The organism is Mangrovimonas sp. ST2L15 (assembly GCF_001280515.1).
Classification (GTDB): domain Bacteria; phylum Bacteroidota; class Bacteroidia; order Flavobacteriales; family Flavobacteriaceae; genus Mangrovimonas; species Mangrovimonas futianensis.
The window spans coordinates 1,098,779-1,114,465 of sequence record NZ_LBIQ01000030.1; the positions used below are offsets into that span (position 1 = coordinate 1,098,779).

General features: G+C 35.9%; 12 protein-coding genes. 5 read left to right on the top strand and 7 right to left on the bottom strand.

Annotation, left to right across the window (positions count from 1 at the left end; all coding sequences use genetic code 11):
- Window positions 1-44: 44 nt before the first annotated feature.
- Both ZA07_RS08655 and ZA07_RS08660 read right to left on the bottom strand, forming a co-directional pair.
- Window positions 45-938, bottom strand: coding sequence for a GYDIA family GHMP kinase (locus ZA07_RS08655; RefSeq protein WP_053971301.1), 894 nt, complete (start codon window positions 936-938; stop codon window positions 45-47).
- The gene (locus ZA07_RS08660; protein WP_082316592.1) at window positions 935-2,281 is read right to left on the bottom strand and encodes a hydroxymethylglutaryl-CoA reductase, degradative; all 1,347 of its coding nucleotides are present in this window, start codon (window positions 2,279-2,281) and stop codon (window positions 935-937) included. The genes ZA07_RS08655 and ZA07_RS08660 overlap by 4 nt, the downstream gene beginning before the upstream one ends.
- Before the next feature lie 127 nt (window positions 2,282-2,408).
- Here ZA07_RS08660 and ZA07_RS08665 point away from each other — a divergent pair, with 127 nt between their 5' ends.
- The 4 genes from ZA07_RS08665 (at window position 2,409) to ZA07_RS08680 (ending at window position 8,464) form a co-directional block, all read left to right on the top strand.
- Complete coding sequence (locus tag ZA07_RS08665) at window positions 2,409-4,631, top strand: S9 family peptidase (protein WP_053971303.1); 2,223 nt, start codon at window positions 2,409-2,411, stop codon at window positions 4,629-4,631.
- Between the two features lie 18 nt (window positions 4,632-4,649).
- Entirely contained in the window at window positions 4,650-6,047 is a 1,398-nt protein-coding gene (locus tag ZA07_RS08670; RefSeq protein WP_053971304.1) for a peptide MFS transporter, read from the top strand.
- An 11-nt stretch (window positions 6,048-6,058) separates the two neighbouring features.
- Window positions 6,059-7,831 carry a peptide MFS transporter gene (locus tag ZA07_RS08675; RefSeq protein WP_053971305.1) on the top strand — a complete coding sequence of 591 codons (1,773 nt, stop codon included), beginning with the start codon at window positions 6,059-6,061 and terminating at the stop codon, window positions 7,829-7,831.
- Between the two features lie 84 nt (window positions 7,832-7,915).
- The gene (locus ZA07_RS08680) at window positions 7,916-8,464 is read left to right on the top strand and encodes a thioredoxin fold domain-containing protein (RefSeq protein WP_197276717.1); all 549 of its coding nucleotides are present in this window, start codon (window positions 7,916-7,918) and stop codon (window positions 8,462-8,464) included.
- Window positions 8,465-8,467: 3 nt separating this feature from the next.
- Here ZA07_RS08680 and ZA07_RS08685 read toward each other — a convergent pair whose 3' ends face one another.
- From ZA07_RS08685 to surE, 5 genes are all read right to left on the bottom strand, one after another.
- Window positions 8,468-10,501, bottom strand: coding sequence for a ComEC/Rec2 family competence protein (locus ZA07_RS08685; RefSeq protein WP_082316552.1), 2,034 nt, complete (start codon window positions 10,499-10,501; stop codon window positions 8,468-8,470).
- A gap of 21 nt (window positions 10,502-10,522) precedes the next feature.
- Window positions 10,523-11,077 (bottom strand): C40 family peptidase, encoded by a 555-nt coding sequence (locus tag ZA07_RS08690; protein ID WP_053971307.1) that lies wholly within the window; start codon window positions 11,075-11,077, stop codon window positions 10,523-10,525.
- A gap of 63 nt (window positions 11,078-11,140) precedes the next feature.
- Window positions 11,141-12,256: a lipid-A-disaccharide synthase gene (lpxB, locus tag ZA07_RS08695; RefSeq protein ID WP_053971308.1), complete on the bottom strand. Its 1,116-nt coding sequence runs from the start codon at window positions 12,254-12,256 to the stop codon at window positions 11,141-11,143.
- An 11-nt stretch (window positions 12,257-12,267) separates the two neighbouring features.
- Window positions 12,268-12,549 carry a hypothetical protein gene (locus ZA07_RS08700; RefSeq protein WP_053971309.1) on the bottom strand — a complete coding sequence of 94 codons (282 nt, stop codon included), beginning with the start codon at window positions 12,547-12,549 and terminating at the stop codon, window positions 12,268-12,270.
- Window positions 12,542-13,324: a 5'/3'-nucleotidase SurE gene (surE, locus tag ZA07_RS08705; protein ID WP_053971310.1), complete on the bottom strand. Its 783-nt coding sequence runs from the start codon at window positions 13,322-13,324 to the stop codon at window positions 12,542-12,544. Before surE ends, ZA07_RS08700 begins: the two co-directional genes overlap by 8 nt.
- A gap of 229 nt (window positions 13,325-13,553) precedes the next feature.
- Between surE and ZA07_RS08710 the strand changes: the two genes are divergently transcribed.
- Window positions 13,554-15,680, top strand: coding sequence for a carboxy terminal-processing peptidase (locus tag ZA07_RS08710; RefSeq protein WP_053971311.1), 2,127 nt, complete (start codon window positions 13,554-13,556; stop codon window positions 15,678-15,680).
- Window positions 15,681-15,687 lie beyond the last annotated feature (7 nt).

Genomic DNA, 15,687 nt, shown 5'->3' on the forward strand with positions numbered 1-15,687 from the left:
AAACATAAAATCAAAAACCTCGCTAAGTGCGAGGTTTTTTTATGCTATAAAATCATGTCCTTAAATGGGATGATAATTTCAAATCCCTTTTGCTTAAAGTAAGTTGTTGGATTTTTTGGACTTGCTACCAGAATAAAATCGCCCCCCCAAGCACCTAAGCTTTTAATTGAGCCTTCAAAATCTGGAAAGGATTTCATCTTTATGGTAGGCATTTGAATGACTTTAGAAATGAGATTCTCATGAGCGTTCATCAGATGGCTAAAGGATTCTAAATCTTGAGATGAAACCATTTGTTGTGTGATTTCATTGATTTCTGAAATGGTCTGTTGGGTGTTCTCCTTGCTTTGATGGTATTTTTTGATGCCCTCTCTGCTATTTTGTTTTTGGTTTAAAAAAACAAAATAAAGATGCTCTTTAAACGAAGGGTTAAATGACACCGGTTCAAAAGAGGGTTGTTCATCCTTTATTTGATATAGTATAGGTGAATTGATTTGCGCACATGCAATATCATAACCGCTACCTCCAAATGTAGAATTCAATAGCTTAAATGGGTTTATTTCTGCCCATTGAGCTATGTTATTGATTAAAGTCGAAGATGTTCCTAAACCCCAATTACGAGGAAAGTCTAGCTTGGTTTCTATCAAGGCTCCTTGACTAAGAAAATCCGGATTCAAGGTTCTTGTAGCTTTTAAAATTTGAATCAACCGTTCTTCTAGGGGTGAGCTTTCATCTGCTTTTAAATGAAGAGGCAGTTGAACTTCCAGCCAGCATAAATTGTTTTCATCAAAACTTCGCCAAGTAATAAAATTTCTGTCTAAAGGACTTACGGTAAGGGATTGACCATATTTTGTGGGAATGGCTAAAGATAAAGCACCATCCAATACTACATATTCTCCCGACAGGAGTAATTTCCCGTTACTATAGAATTCTTGCTTCAAGACCTCAGTTTTTCAATAGCTTCTACTACGGCACTATGTGTTACTACCTGATCTTTAAATTGCTCCAAAAGTTTTGTTTTTTCTTCTTCAGTAGCTTGAAACTGATTTAAGATATTCTTGAGGTGCATCTTCATGTGGCCCTTCTGTATCCCAGTAGTTGTCAAGGACCTTAAAGCTGCAAAATTTTGAGCCAAACCGGCAACTGCTACAATTTTCATTAAATCTTGGGCTGTAGGTTTGTGGAGCAATTCCAAGGACAACTTAACCAATGGATGTAAACTTGTGAGTCCGCCAACTGTTCCAAGAGCCAAAGGAATTTCAATCCAAAATTTGAATTGATCGTTTTCTACAGAAGCATGCGTTAAACTGGAATAGGAGCCATTTCTTGAAGCATAGGCATGCACACATGCTTCAATAGCTCTAAAATCATTCCCAGTCGCTAAAACAACGGCATCAATACCATTCATGACGCCTTTGTTATGGGTTACGGCGCGATAAGGTTCTACTTCTGCGATTTGCACTGCTTGAACAAATTTATCTGCAAATTCATAAGGGTCAATATCCGTGCCTTCTGCTAATTCTGAAATTGGGCAACTTACTTCAGCTTTTACCAAACATTCAGGAACATAGTTAGAAAGGATGCTCATGATAACATCAATATCTTTTTCTTCTTCATCAAATGCGACATAGTTTTGCGCTTTTTCCTTCAACGTTTTTGAGAACTGTTCCAGACAGGAATTGATGAAATTGGCGCCCATAGCATCTAGCGTTTCAAAAGTGGCGTGCAATTGAAAGTAGCCTTCAATTTTGTGAGTTTTGTCTTTAAGCTCAATGTCCTTGATACCTCCGCCACGTTTCACCATGTTTTGGGTGATGTTTTCGGTCTCTTTAAAAAGGGCTGGTTTTAACTCATTGAAAAAGGAGATTAGTTTTTCCTTGTTTCCGAAATATTTGAAGTGAACTTGACCTATTTTGGTGGTTGAAATGACGTCTGCCTTAAATCCGCCACGATCCAGCCAAAACTTAGCCGCCTTACTAGCTGCAGCAACTACCGAACTTTCTTCTATGGCCATGGGAATGGTATGTAAAGTTCCATTAATAAGAAAGTTTGGGGCTACTCCCAATGGCAGGTAATAATTGGTAATGGTATTCTCTATAAACTCATCATGAAGCGATTGCAGCTGCTCATCGGTATTCCAATACTGCTTGATTATTTTTTTGGCATTTTTATTGTTGGTAAAGTAGGTGTCTACAATCCAATCAATCTTTTTGGATTTGGATAGTCTTGAAAAACCAGAGATGGATTTTGTCATGGAATGATAGTTGAAATTACAAAGATACATTCTTCCTGTAAATTGCATTTAACTTAGCATTTAAAAGCCTATTAAACTGTTAATAAATACGGTTTTTTGTATAATTTTTAGTAAACTTGACAACATTTTGAAAAAACCATTTTTTTATTCAAATTCAATGAGAAAATTCTTCCTTTTTTATTTTTTAGCAACCTTTTTAATATCAGCCCAAAATAAAGAAATAACCTTAGAAGACATATGGACCGGAACTTTCAGAACTGAAAGAATGGACGCTCTGCATTCTATGGCCAATGGGCAACAATATTCAGTTTTAAACTTCAATAGAAATACGGCCTCAACTTCCATAGAGGTCTATGACTATCAAACCTTGGAGAAGGTCAAAACTTTGGTGGATTCAAAAGATTTGGATCAGGTGAGGTATTTTACAGATTACACTTTTAGTGAAGATGAAAGTCAAATTCTTTTGGCTACAGAAATGAAGGCCATTTACAGGCATTCGGCACTGGGGAAATACTATGTTTATAATGTAGAGACCGGTGCTTTAACTTTGGTTTCTGAAGATAAGATTCAAGAACCTACCTTTTCTCCTTCAGGTGACAAAATAGCCTACGGAAAAGGGAATAATCTCTTTGTTAAAGACTTGAAAACAGAGGAGACCACCCAATTCACTTTTGATGGTGAAAAGAATAAAATTATCAACGGTATTACCGATTGGGTATATGAAGAGGAATTTGCATTTGTGAGAGCCTTTGATTGGAATGCCGATGGTGATAAAATTGCGTTTATCAAGTTTGATGAAACTGAGGTTCCAGAATTCACTATGGATGTTTATGGAATGGATTTATATCCTCATGAAGATACATTCAAGTACCCAAAAGCGGGAGAAGCTAACTCTCAAGTTTCACTACATCTATATGATTTGAACGCTGATAAAGTATCAGAAATTGAAGTGAATAAATCGTACACAGATTTTTATATTCCAAGAATCAAATGGAGCCAAGATGTAGATGTTTTAAGCGCTCAATATCTAAATCGTCACCAAAATGAATTGGATCTTTGGATGATTGACACCAAAAAAGGAAATCCTGAATTGGTATTGGAGGAAAGAGATGGGGCTTATGTAGATGTTACTGATAACTTAACCTTTTTAAAGGACAATAGTTTTATTTGGACTAGTGAAAAAGATGGGTTCAATCACATTTACCACTATGACAAACATGGTAAGCTCGTGAATCAAGTAACTAAAGGAGATTGGGAGGTAACCAACTATTACGGTTATGATGAAAAGGAAAAGAAAATATTCTATCAATCTGTTGAAAATGGATCCATTAATAGAGATGTTTACTCGGTTAAATTAAATGGAAGGGATAAAGAACGTTTAACAAAGAGTGAAGGAACAAATAATGCGTCCTTTAGCGCAGATTTTTCATTTTTCATTAATACCTTCTCTAGTGCTACAACACCTCCAGAATATACTTTAAATGACGCTAAAAATGGAAATGTCATCAAGAGTATCAAAGACAATGATAAATTGGCGGAGAAAATACAAGATTATACTACTTCACAAAAGGAATTCAGCACCATTCAAGTGAATGGAGAGGAACTAAATATGTGGATGATCAAGCCTGCAAACTTTGATGAAAATAAGCAATATCCTTTATTCATGTATCAATATTCCGGTCCAGGTTCACAAACGGTAAGCAATAGCTGGAATAGTAGTAATGATTATTGGTTTCAATACTTGGCCCAAAAGGGGTATATCATTGCCTGTGTAGATGGGAGAGGGACCGGATTCAAAGGAGCTGAATTTAAGAAAGTCACCCAAAAGCAATTAGGGAAGTATGAAGTCGAAGATCAAATTGCCGCTGCCAAAAAATTGGGAGAACGTTCTTATATTGATCAATCACGAATTGGAATTTGGGGATGGAGCTATGGAGGCTTTATGAGTAGTAATGCCCTTTTTAAAGGGAATGATGTGTTTAAAATGGCTATAGCAGTCGCGCCGGTAACGAGCTGGAGGTTTTATGATTCGGTATATACCGAACGTTATATGACTACACCTTCGGAAAATCCTACGGGTTATGATGAGAATTCGCCATTAAGTCATGTAGATAAATTAAAGGGGGACTTCTTGTTAATTCACGGTTCTGCAGATGATAATGTGCATTTACAAAATACCATGAGAATGGTGGAAGCCTTAATTCAGGCAGATAAACAGTTTGAGTGGATGATTTACCCTGATAAAAATCATGGTATTTATGGCGGAAATACGAGACTTCATCTTTATAAAAAAATGTCCCATTTTATTGATGAAACCTTAGGGGACAAAATCCAAAAAGAAGATTTGGAACAAGAAGAAAAATCAGAAATCAAAGGATAAACTAACTAACTTTATATTATGACTCATTCAACAACTGTTAAACAAAAAGAACTTTTTGGGCATCCTATTGGGCTTTATGTCTTATTTTTTACTGAAATGTGGGAGCGTTTTTCTTACTATGGAATGCGTGCCATTTTGGTACTTTATTTAGTAGCACAATCTACTGGAGATAATCCTGGTTTAGGATGGACTAATGACAATGCACTAGCACTTTATGGATGGTATACCATGTTGGTTTATGTGGCGTCCATTCCTGGAGGATGGATTGCAGATAAGCTTCTTGGACAGAAAAAGTCAGTTCTTTATGGTGGTATTTTGTTGGTTGCTGGACATAGTATATTGGCTATTGAGCAAATGTGGGCCTTTTATACAGGTTTGGGATTGATTATTGCAGGAGTTGGTATGTTGAAGCCTAATATTTCAACTATGGTTGGAGGTCTTTATAAACAAGGAGATATCCGAAGAGATAAAGGTTTTACCATTTTTTATATCGGAATTAATGTTGGTGCTTTTTTAGCAAGTTTGATTGTTGGGTATGTTGGTGAAGTTCATGGATGGCACTATGGATTCGGATTAGCAGGTATTGGAATGGCCCTTGGTTTAATTCAATATTTAGCAGGACAAAAATATTTGAAACACGTAGGGAATTTCCTTGGAGATTCAGGAAACGATTTAGATAAAGAGGCGATGAATAAGCCTTTGACCAAAATTGAAAAGGATAGAATAGTTGTTTTGTTTATTTCCTTTTTGCTAGTGATAGTTTTTTGGGGTGCCTTTGAACAAGCAGGAGGTCTCATGAATATCTATGCAATGGATAACACCAATAGAAACTTAATGGGTTGGGAGGTTCCTGCTTCATGGTTTCAGTCTCTTAATGCTATGTTTATCATTTTTCTTGGTACAACTGTGGCTGGTTTTTGGGCACACAGAAAACTCAAAGGGAAAGTATCAACATCTTTATTCAAAATGATAGTAGGGTTGATTATCATGGGTACAGGATTCTTCTTTATGTCTGCTGCTGCATCGCAATTTGAGAGTACAGGGTCTTCTGCAATGTATTGGTTAGTTTTGGCATATTTGTTCCATACAGTTGGGGAGTTATGTATTTCTCCAGTAGCGCTTTCATATATTACGAAGTTAGCACCTTTAAAATACGCCTCTCTAATGATGGGTGTGTATTTTGCCATGACAGGGTTTGGAAATAAACTGGCTGGTTTATTAGGGGAATCCGCTTCAAAATTTGGAGAGTTCACCATTTTTACCGGTATTGCTATTTTTTGTGTGATATTTGGAGCCATCGTTATGATGTTTAGAAAGAAACTAGAAGTTTTGACTCATGGGGTTGAAGACAATGAAAGAGAAATGAACGATGAATTAACAGAGGGCTTTGAACTTGCAGAAGAGAAAATTAACTAACTAATTATACTATGAATACTGACATCGAAAATCTGTTTAAGGATAAAGTTCTAGGGCATCCTGCAGGACTTTTTGTTTTGTTTTTTACTGAAATGTGGGAGCGTTTTTCATATTATGGAATGCGAGCACTTTTAATCCTATTTTTCACAGCTTCTATTATGGATGAAGGATGGGGTTGGCCACCAGAATGGGCATACGCCATATTTGGAACTTATACATCTTTAGTGTATCTCTCCACTATGTTGGGAGGATATTTTGCAGATAACGTAATAGGTATTAGAAAGGCCGTAGTAATTGGAGCTTTATTAATGACACTTGGCCACGCTTGTATGGCTTTGGAAACAACATTCTTTATTTACTTGGGATTAACATTCTTGGTATTTGGAAGTGGATTTTTCAAACCAAACATGACTTCTATTATTTCTGAAATGTACAAAGAGAAACCCGAAAAGAAAGATGGAGCTTATACCATTTTCTATATGGGAGTAAATGCTGGAGCCTTTTTAGGAATCTTACTTTGTGGATATCTTGGAGAAAAGGTAGGTTGGTCTTGGGGCTTTGGAGTAGCCGGTATTTTTATGTTGTTTGGCTTGTTGCAATTTTGGTTTGCTCAAGGAATATTTGGTAATATCGCCTTAAAACCAAAAAATAAGAATGAAGATGTTATAGATATAGTGGCGGGAACTTCTCCCATTGACTCTGAATCTGAAGATAAACTTAATCCTTTTACACCATTACAGAGAGTTATGATTTTGGTTTCTGCTGTATTAGGTTTAGCATGGATTCTAAATGACCCAATTTCAAAGATATCAGAAGGCCGTATCAATTTGTTTAGTTTTGAGGCTTTCGGTTTGACAGGGCCAACGATAATCATTTTGATGGCTTTGTTAATTTTTATTCTACTATTATTTATTAGGATTCCTAAGTATGTGAAAACAACAAGGGAAAAAATGATTGCCATCATTTTCTTTGCTTTCGTGACCATGTTCTTTTGGGCCATTTTTGAGCAGTCTCCAAGTTCCCTTACCGTTTTTGCTAGGGATTATACCCAAAGAACTTTAGAGGGTGGTGCTGGATTGACTTTTAAAATTGTCAACTCATTAATAACGATTGTCCCGCTTGGATTAATTACTTGGGTTTTAGGAATGCTATTTAGAAAGACTTTTTCTAAGTATTCTTTATCCAATATTTTTCTTGGTTTAAGTTTCTTGATAGTATGGGCAATTGCTATTTGGATGTTGATATCTGAATTCCAAAAAGACCAAGCGGAAGTCCCAGCTTCTTGGTTCTCTGTATTAAACTCTTTATTTATCATTACGCTGGCTCCTTTATTTTCAAAATGGTGGGAAAGCAAATACAATCCCAATGCTAACATGAAATGGGCAATTGGGATGATGTTATTGGGTGTGGGAATGGCGTGTGTGGCCTTTGGAGCAAATGGAATTGCACCTGGACAGGAAACGGCTTCTGTGAGCATGATTTGGTTGATCCTTGTTTATCTATTCCATACCATGGGAGAACTTTGTATTTCGCCAGTAGGTTTATCCTATGTAAGTAAATTGGTTCCTGCTAGAATGATTGCGACCATGTTTGGTATATGGTATTTAGCCATAGCTATTGGTATGAAATTGGCAGGGATGTTTGCTGAATCTTCTGAGGGTATAGCAGATGAACATGGAATTAGCTATTTCTTCTGGATTTTAACGGGTGTATCATTTGCCTTAGCAGTATTGTCCATGGTTCTTTATCCTTGGATTAAGAAACTTATGCATGGTGTTCGCTAGTGGAAAACGTTAAATTGGGTCGGAAATTGGTTTAGTTTCTAGCTCTTTTGTAAGTTATTGTCCACTTTTACTACTTTAAATATTATGAGAAAAATATATGTTGTTTTAATAGCTGTCTTAGGGATGACCTTGAGCAGTGTTGCACAAGAAATTAATTGGTTGACACTTGAAGAGGCAGTAGCACTTCAGAAAAAGAACCCAAAAAAAATAATTATGGATGCCTATACCAATTGGTGTGGTCCCTGTAAAATGTTGGATAAAAATACCTTTCACAACAAAGATGTAGTAGCATATGTGAATGAGCATTACTATGCAGTAAAGTTCAATGCTGAAGGTGATGAAACCATCAATTTCAAAGGGAAAACATTTTCCAATCCTAATTATGATCCGGCTAAGGCAAATCGAAGAAATTCTCAACACCAGTTGTCTCAGTATTTTTCGATTCGTTCTTATCCCACGTTAGTATTTATGGATGAAAATGCTGAATATCTTTCACCTATAATTGGTTATAAAACGCCACAACAATTGGAATTGTATTTGAAGTTATTTAAGGATAACGCTCATGAAAATATGAAAACTCAAGAAGATTTTAATGCTTATTTTCAAGCATTCAAACCAGAGTTTTCAAACTAAGGACTATTTCAAATTAATGATGAAGGCTCCCTTTTCATTTGTAGAATGAAAGGGGAGTTTTTCTATTTTACAGGTTTCCTTCCAACGCTCTATATAGCTTTTATAATTGCTGCCATCTGCAATGATTTGTTTTGGTTTAAGAGAGTCGATCATTCTTTTTAAATTAATTTTAGGTGATTGTCGTAATAGGATAATATCTGCCTTTTTAGCCTTTAAACCGTAAATCCCCAAGCTATCGACCACTATAATTCGTGTATTATTAAGACTATAATATGGATGAATGCTATCGTATGCAATTTGATTAATAAATCTTTCTGTTTTAAAGTCTTTTAAAAAGTAGAGCTTTTCACTAGAATCTTTTGATTGAATGTGAAGTTTCCTACCATGTTTTATGCCTAGAATGGTCTGTCTGCTTTTATGAAATATGATTAATTGATTGCTCTGTTGGTTTTGGAATTTGACACATAGGAAACTTAGTTGTAAAAGGATAATTACAACCGTAATCCAAATAAGGTTTTTAAATCTGGGATTGTTTTTAAGCCTATATATGTAAACGATTATGATGTAGGATAGCAGAACCATCGTTATATTGAAATAGATGTTTTTTAAAAGAAAAGGTTCCTGCTTTGAAACCCATCCAAAGAAGCGATTCATAGTTTCAATGGATGTGCCAAACAAATCAAAAATGGGATTCTGAGGTATGTTGAGTAATGCCATTAAAATGGAAACAATCCCCAAGCCTAGAATGAATCCTAGTAAAGGAATGACAACGAGGTTTGAAAGGAGAAATAATCCTGGAATTTGATGAAAATAATAGAGCGTTAATGGAAAAATGCCAAATTGAGCAGACAAGGATACTGTGGCCGCTTGCCAGAATTTTTTAAGAATGATGTTTTTCGGGTTCCACATTCTGTCAAAAAAGGGTTGAAACAATACAATGCCCAATACGGCCAAATAGCTTAACTGAAAACCAACTTCAAATAGGAAGGAGGGTTTTAGAACGAGAAGAACAAAAGCAGAAATAGCCAAACTATTAATGGTGTTTGTAGGTCTGTTTAAATTTAAGCCAATGGCAATCGCTGTAAACATAGTTGCTGCTCTAGTAACTGAAGCTGAAAGGCCTGCAATGACTGCAAAACTCCAAATGAGAAAAATGATCAAAACCATTTTATAGCGTTTACCATATCTAAAATGTTCCAAGGGTTTTAAAAGCCATTGAAGTATGAGCAAAATAATACCCACATGCAATCCAGAAATTGCCAAAAGGTGTATGGCCCCAGCATTAGTATAGTCATTGTAAAGTTCACTGTTTATATCATTTCTTTGACCAAGTAAAAGTGCTTGGATTACCGCCAATTCATCTTTTGAAAAATTATACTTAGACAGTTTTTTATAAATAGTATTTCTTACTTGATCAGCTAAACCTAGTAGGCTTCTCTGTTCTCCAATTTTTAGGATTTGGGTGTTAGTAGCATATATTTGACTATAGATTTGCTTGTTGCTTAAATAGGCTGAATAATCAAATTGTCCCGGATTAAATGGGGTTTTAAGAGCTTCCAATTTGGTTTTGCCAAAAACTAAATCATCTATTTTGAGTTTTCTTGAGGTGGAATCTTTTTTAACTAGTAAAAGTGCGTCTCCCATGGATTTTTTGTAATCTAATTCTAAAATGGAGACAACATAGCGATCGCTAAATGAATTGGACTTTAATGTTTCCTTGATTTTGAAGGTGAGTATAGTAGGGGATTGATTCTGAAAAGCTTCGGAATGTAAGTAATGATTCTGGTCATTCAAATCTTTATGAATGTTTTCAATCAAGCATCCAATCAAAATCATTGTTGCTAGACCTAGAAAACCGAACCAAATAAAGTTTTTTGTTGAATTTCTCTGATAGAAATAAGCAATTGTCAATGCTAGTATAAAAATGCTACATAGAAGAGCCGAAATGGATAAAGAAATTTGCCATGTTCTGCTTAGCCAAATGCCCAAAACAAGACACGATGTAAGTTTAATGAGGATGAAATTCAAGGCTTTCATCCTATTAAGATAGTAAAAAACTTACATAACTCGACGCGCCTGAACGAAGGCGAAATACCAGTAACGTTCTGAAAGTTGGGAAGTTATGACTCCTGCGCTTGTTGTGGAGTGAATAAATTGCACAAAACCTGGTCTGGCATCTACAACCAATCCCACGTGGTTCACCTTGCGGCTATTTTTTGATGTGGCAAAAAACAGGAGGTCACCTTCTTTTACTTCTTTCAAATCAATCCAATCTCCGTATGAAGACATTTCACCTGTAGATCGCGGAAGAGCAATATTTTCACTCTTAAAAGCCGTGGTAACCAATCCAGAGCAATCCATGCCCTTTTTTGTCGTTCCGCCATATTTGTATCTTGTTCCTCTGTAGGATTCTGCTTCTTTAATAATTTTTTTAATGGTGGAATAGTCTGCAGTGGAGGTACTCTCTGCATTAGTAGACCAATTATCACTTTTGGCAGAAGAGGTTGACGAGCTGGTTTGCTTATCTCTTTTAGTAACTACTTTTGCTTTCTTGGAAGAACCACAAGAAGCAAGTAACATAAAGGCAAAAAGGAAGGTTAAGATTCGTTGCATTCTGCCAAAATAAAAAATATCCTATAGAAATTCTTGGTTTGGATTCAAAAAAGATGTGTAACGCTATTGTATGTTATGATAAATGAGTTGTGCTGTCTTCTCACTAGCGCCTTTGCCTCCTAATTTTTTCTCCAAATCATAATAGTTAATGAAGAATTTGGTTCGCTCGTAATCATCCAAAATGATATCCAATTCCTTTTTTAATCGGGTCTTATTAAAATCGGACTGTATCAATTCAGTAACAACTTCTTTGTCCATAATGAGGTTTACCAAAGAAATGTATTTGATGTTTTTTACCAAACGTTTTCCTATCTGATATGAAACCCAACTACCCTTATAGCATACTACTTCAGGCACCTTAAAAAGGGCTGTTTCCAAAGTTGCAGTTCCCGAGGTTACCAAGGCAGCTGTGGAAACGCTTAAAAGGTCGTAAGTTTTATTTGAAATAAAATGCACATTGCTATTCTTGATAAAGGGCTCATAAAAGCTATACTCTTGACTTGGTGCGCCGGCTATAACAAATTCATAATCGGGATAATCTTCAACCAAGGACAACATTACAGAAAGCATTTTGGTAATTTCTTGTTTTCTGCTCCCTGGTAATAAGGCTATAATGGGTTTGTCGCCCAACTGATGCGTTTCCCTAAATTCAAACTCGTCTACTTGGGTTCGGCTTGAAATGGCATCAATAAGTGGATGGCCAACAAATTCTACAGGGTAGCCGTGTTTCTTTTCGTAAAAGTCTTTCTCAAATGGCAGAATCACATACATGTGGTCAATATCCCGTTTGATATCTTTAATGCGACCTTCTTTCCAAGCCCAAATTTGTGGGGAAATATAATAATGAGTTTTTATATTTTTTTCCTTAGCCCATTTAGCAATTCTAAGATTGAAGCCTGGGTAGTCAATGAAGACAAGTACATCGGGATTGAATTTGGAAATATCTTCCTTACAAAATGCTAGATTTTTGGTAATGGTTCTAAGGTTCATAACAACTTCGGCAAAACCCATAAAAGCCAAATCCCTATAGTGTTTTACCAATTCGCCTCCAACCGAAGCCATTAAGTCGCCACCCCAAAATCTGAAATCTGCCTGAGGGTCTTCCTTAAGCAATGCTTTCATGAGGTTGGAGCCATGTAAGTCTCCTGAGGCTTCTCCAGCTATGATGTAATATTTCATCGGATTGAAAATTATATAAATTTAAAAACTATCATGATAAGAGCTATCAAAATAGTGGCAAAAATCACTCCCTTAGCACGATTATCTTTTCTTTTTCGTATGAAATAAAAAAACGGACCGATATTAATGATGCTTGCAAAACTGATAAGTTTTCCTAAATAACCTTCCTTGATGGCTGCTTCAATAACTTCTGTGACGCTTACTTGGGAACTGAACACTAATAGAATTAAAATAAAGCCTAAAAGGGTGAATGCAAACCCATTGAGCATTCCTAAAATAACTTGTTTATTCATGATTAAAGTCCCAAGTATTTAAATTTTGTATAGCATGGTGAGCCGTTAAATCAAATTGTATGGGGACCACAGAGACATAATTGTTTTCTAGAGCCCACTCGTCGGTATCTTCACCTTGATCAAGATTTACAAATTTACCAGTCAGCCAATAGTAATCTTTGCCTTGTGGTGTTTTTCGTTTGTCAAATTCTTCTTCCCAATTGGCTCTGGCTTGCCTGCATATTTTAATGCCTTTAATTTCATTTTTTGTTGCCTTAGGAATGTTCACATTCAAAACTACATCAGTAGGAATGCCGTGTTTTAAGGCTGATTGGGTTATTGTTTTAGCTATTTCTTTTGCGGCAGAAAAATCGGCATTGTAATCATAATCTAATAATGAGAAACCTATGGCAGGTATGCCTTCAACTCCTGCCTCAACTGCGGCACTCATGGTTCCAGAGTATATAACATTAATGGATGAGTTCGAACCATGGTTAATACCCGAGACACAGATGTCTGGTTTTCTTTTTAAAATCTCCTTTATAGCCATTTTCACACAATCGGCTGGAGTACCAGAACAGCTATATTCTTCTTGGTTTCCTTGGTCTATGACCACTTTCTCTAAGTAAAGCGTGGAGTTTAATGTAACCGCATGTCCCATGCCGCTTTGAGGGCTATCTGGAGCCACTACTACAACATCGCCTATTTGATTCATAACTTCAATTAAAGATCTAATACCTGGGGCTGAAATCCCATCATCATTGGTTACCAAAATCAAGGGCTTTTTAGTTGTCATAAGCAAATTTTATTGAGTTTCGCTAAAATACATAAATTCCAACGGAAAGCCCACGCTATTCTGTTTAACAAAAAATTATCAGCGGCAGATTTTATTGGCATAGTTTTTTCTTTATTTTAGTAGAATTAAGATTTAAACCCTAAGAGAATTAGCCGATTTCTTACAGGTGCTATGATATTTCCAAAAAACACCTATATTGGGCTAATTTTATATTAATATGATAAGATTTATGAAAAGGAATTATAAAGTGTTGATGTTGGTGTTGTTGTTGGCATTTGCATCTTGTAGTTTTACCACCAAAACTTTTGATGATCCAGATAAAGACAAACTTTTAGTTCAAGTTATTACCTATGTCCTTCAAAGGGGGCATTTCTCTCCAAGGGATTTTAATGATGACTTTTCAGAGGAGGTGTATAACAACTATTTAGATCAAATAGATCCGTTAAAGAGGTACTTCTACAAGTCGGATATCGATGAGTTTGAAAAGTATAAATATGAACTGGATGACCAGTTGAAAGCTTATGATATTTCATTTTTCAGCTTAACTCATGAAAGATTGATTAAAAGAATCGAGGAAGCTAAGGCTATTTATAAGGATGTTTTAGATAAGCCTTTCGATTATACAGTGAATGAGACTTATAGCTCAGACTATGAGAATGAGGCCTATGTGTCGTCTAAAAAAGAAATGCGTGACCGTTGGAGAAAGCAGTTGAAATTTACCAATCTTGCCAATTATGATGATTTAATTGTTTTACAGGAAAATGATTCTACTTCAACAGCTAAGAAGTCTATGTCTGAGTTGGAATCAAAGTCTAGAGAAGAGACTTTGAAGTCGATCAATATGTATTACACAGATTATGTGGACGATTTAGCGAGAAAGGATTGGTTTGCCATGTATGTGAACGCCATTGTCAGTGAATTTGATCCCCATACTTTTTATTTTGCTCCAGAGGACAAAGAGCGATTTGACCAACAAATGTCTGGGAAATTAGAAGGTATCGGAGCTAGACTTCAGAAAAGAATGGATAACACCAAAATCGTAGAGTTGATTTCAGGTGGGCCAGCATGGAAAGGTAAAGAATTGGAAGTGGGAGATATCATAATGAAGGTTCGTCAGGAAGATGAAGTCCAAGCAGTAAATATTGTTGGGATGCGCTTAGATGATGCGATTAAGTTAATTAAGGGACCTAAAGGAACCAAAGTGACATTGACCATCAAGAAAGTGGACGGAACAATCAAGGATATAAACATAACCAGAGACATTGTGGAGTTGGAAGAAACTTATGCCAAGTCTGCAATGGTAGGAAAAGACGATAAGAAATTCGGAGTTATTAATTTGCCAAAATTCTATGTTGACTTCGAAGATTACAAAAACAGAAATGCCGCTTCAGACTTAAAGAAGGAAATTGAAAGATTAAAGGCAGAAGGTATGGAAGGTCTCGTCTTGGATTTGAGAAATAATGGAGGAGGGTCGCTTCAAACCGTAGTGGATATTGCTGGTTTGTTTATCAAAGACGGTCCTGTAGTTCAAGTTAGATCTAACGAGGAAAAAGAAGTGTTGAAAGATGATGATCGCAGCATTGTTTGGGATGGTCCGTTAGTGATTTTGGTAAATGAATTATCGGCATCAGCTTCAGAGATTTTAGCAGCAGCAATGCAAGATTATAAAAGAGCAATCATAATAGGTAGCAAGCAGACCTTTGGAAAGGGGACCGTGCAAAATCTTTATGATCTAAACCGAATGGTGAGAAACAATCAAGAAGGTGATTTGGGAGCTCTTAAGATAACCACTCAAAAGTTCTACAGAATTAATGGTGGCTCTACACAATTGGAAGGTGTTAAGAGTGATGTAGTTGTTCCTGATAGATATAGTTTTATAAATATTGGTGAGAAAGATCAGCAAAATCCGCTTCCTTGGGATAAGATTGATGCCGTTGATTATGATTTATGGGATAGCTATTTTGATTATGATACTACTATAAGCAATAGTAAGAAGAGAATGGCAGATAATGAGCAGTTGAAATTAATTGAGGAGAATGCTAAATGGGTGAAAGCTAGAATGGATGAAACCCAACACTCTTTAAATTATGAGGCTTATAAAGCAATGTTGGAGAAGAATGAGGAGGAAGCCAAAAAGTTTGATAAGATTTCCAAATATGAAACCAATCTTGTTTTTGAATCTTTACCTTATGAACAAAAGTTATTTGCTAATGATACGGTTCTCAAAGACAGAAGAGATAGTTGGCATAAATCTTTAAGTCAAGATGTTTACATTGAGGAAGCCTTAAATGTTTTGGAAGATCTAAAAATGACTTATTCTATCAAAAAAGTGGCAGCTTCTTCAGTAAAGGAATAAATAAAGA

Coding starts and splice junctions, on each gene's coding strand:
- lpxB (WP_053971308.1), bottom strand. CDS start 12,256: ATGAAATATTACATCATAGCTGGAGAAGCCTCAGGAGACTTACATGGC.
- ZA07_RS08665 (WP_053971303.1), top strand. CDS start 2,409: ATGAGAAAATTCTTCCTTTTTTATTTTTTAGCAACCTTTTTAATATCA.
- ZA07_RS08675 (WP_053971305.1), top strand. CDS start 6,059: ATGAATACTGACATCGAAAATCTGTTTAAGGATAAAGTTCTAGGGCAT.
- ZA07_RS08670 (WP_053971304.1), top strand. CDS start 4,650: ATGACTCATTCAACAACTGTTAAACAAAAAGAACTTTTTGGGCATCCT.
- ZA07_RS08700 (WP_053971309.1), bottom strand. CDS start 12,549: ATGAATAAACAAGTTATTTTAGGAATGCTCAATGGGTTTGCATTCACC.
- ZA07_RS08680 (WP_197276717.1), top strand. CDS start 7,916: ATGAGAAAAATATATGTTGTTTTAATAGCTGTCTTAGGGATGACCTTG.
- ZA07_RS08660 (WP_082316592.1), bottom strand. CDS start 2,281: ATGTATCTTTGTAATTTCAACTATCATTCCATGACAAAATCCATCTCT.
- ZA07_RS08690 (WP_053971307.1), bottom strand. CDS start 11,077: ATGCAACGAATCTTAACCTTCCTTTTTGCCTTTATGTTACTTGCTTCT.
- ZA07_RS08710 (WP_053971311.1), top strand. CDS start 13,554: ATGAAAAGGAATTATAAAGTGTTGATGTTGGTGTTGTTGTTGGCATTT.
- ZA07_RS08685 (WP_082316552.1), bottom strand. CDS start 10,501: ATGAAAGCCTTGAATTTCATCCTCATTAAACTTACATCGTGTCTTGTT.
- surE (WP_053971310.1), bottom strand. CDS start 13,324: ATGACAACTAAAAAGCCCTTGATTTTGGTAACCAATGATGATGGGATT.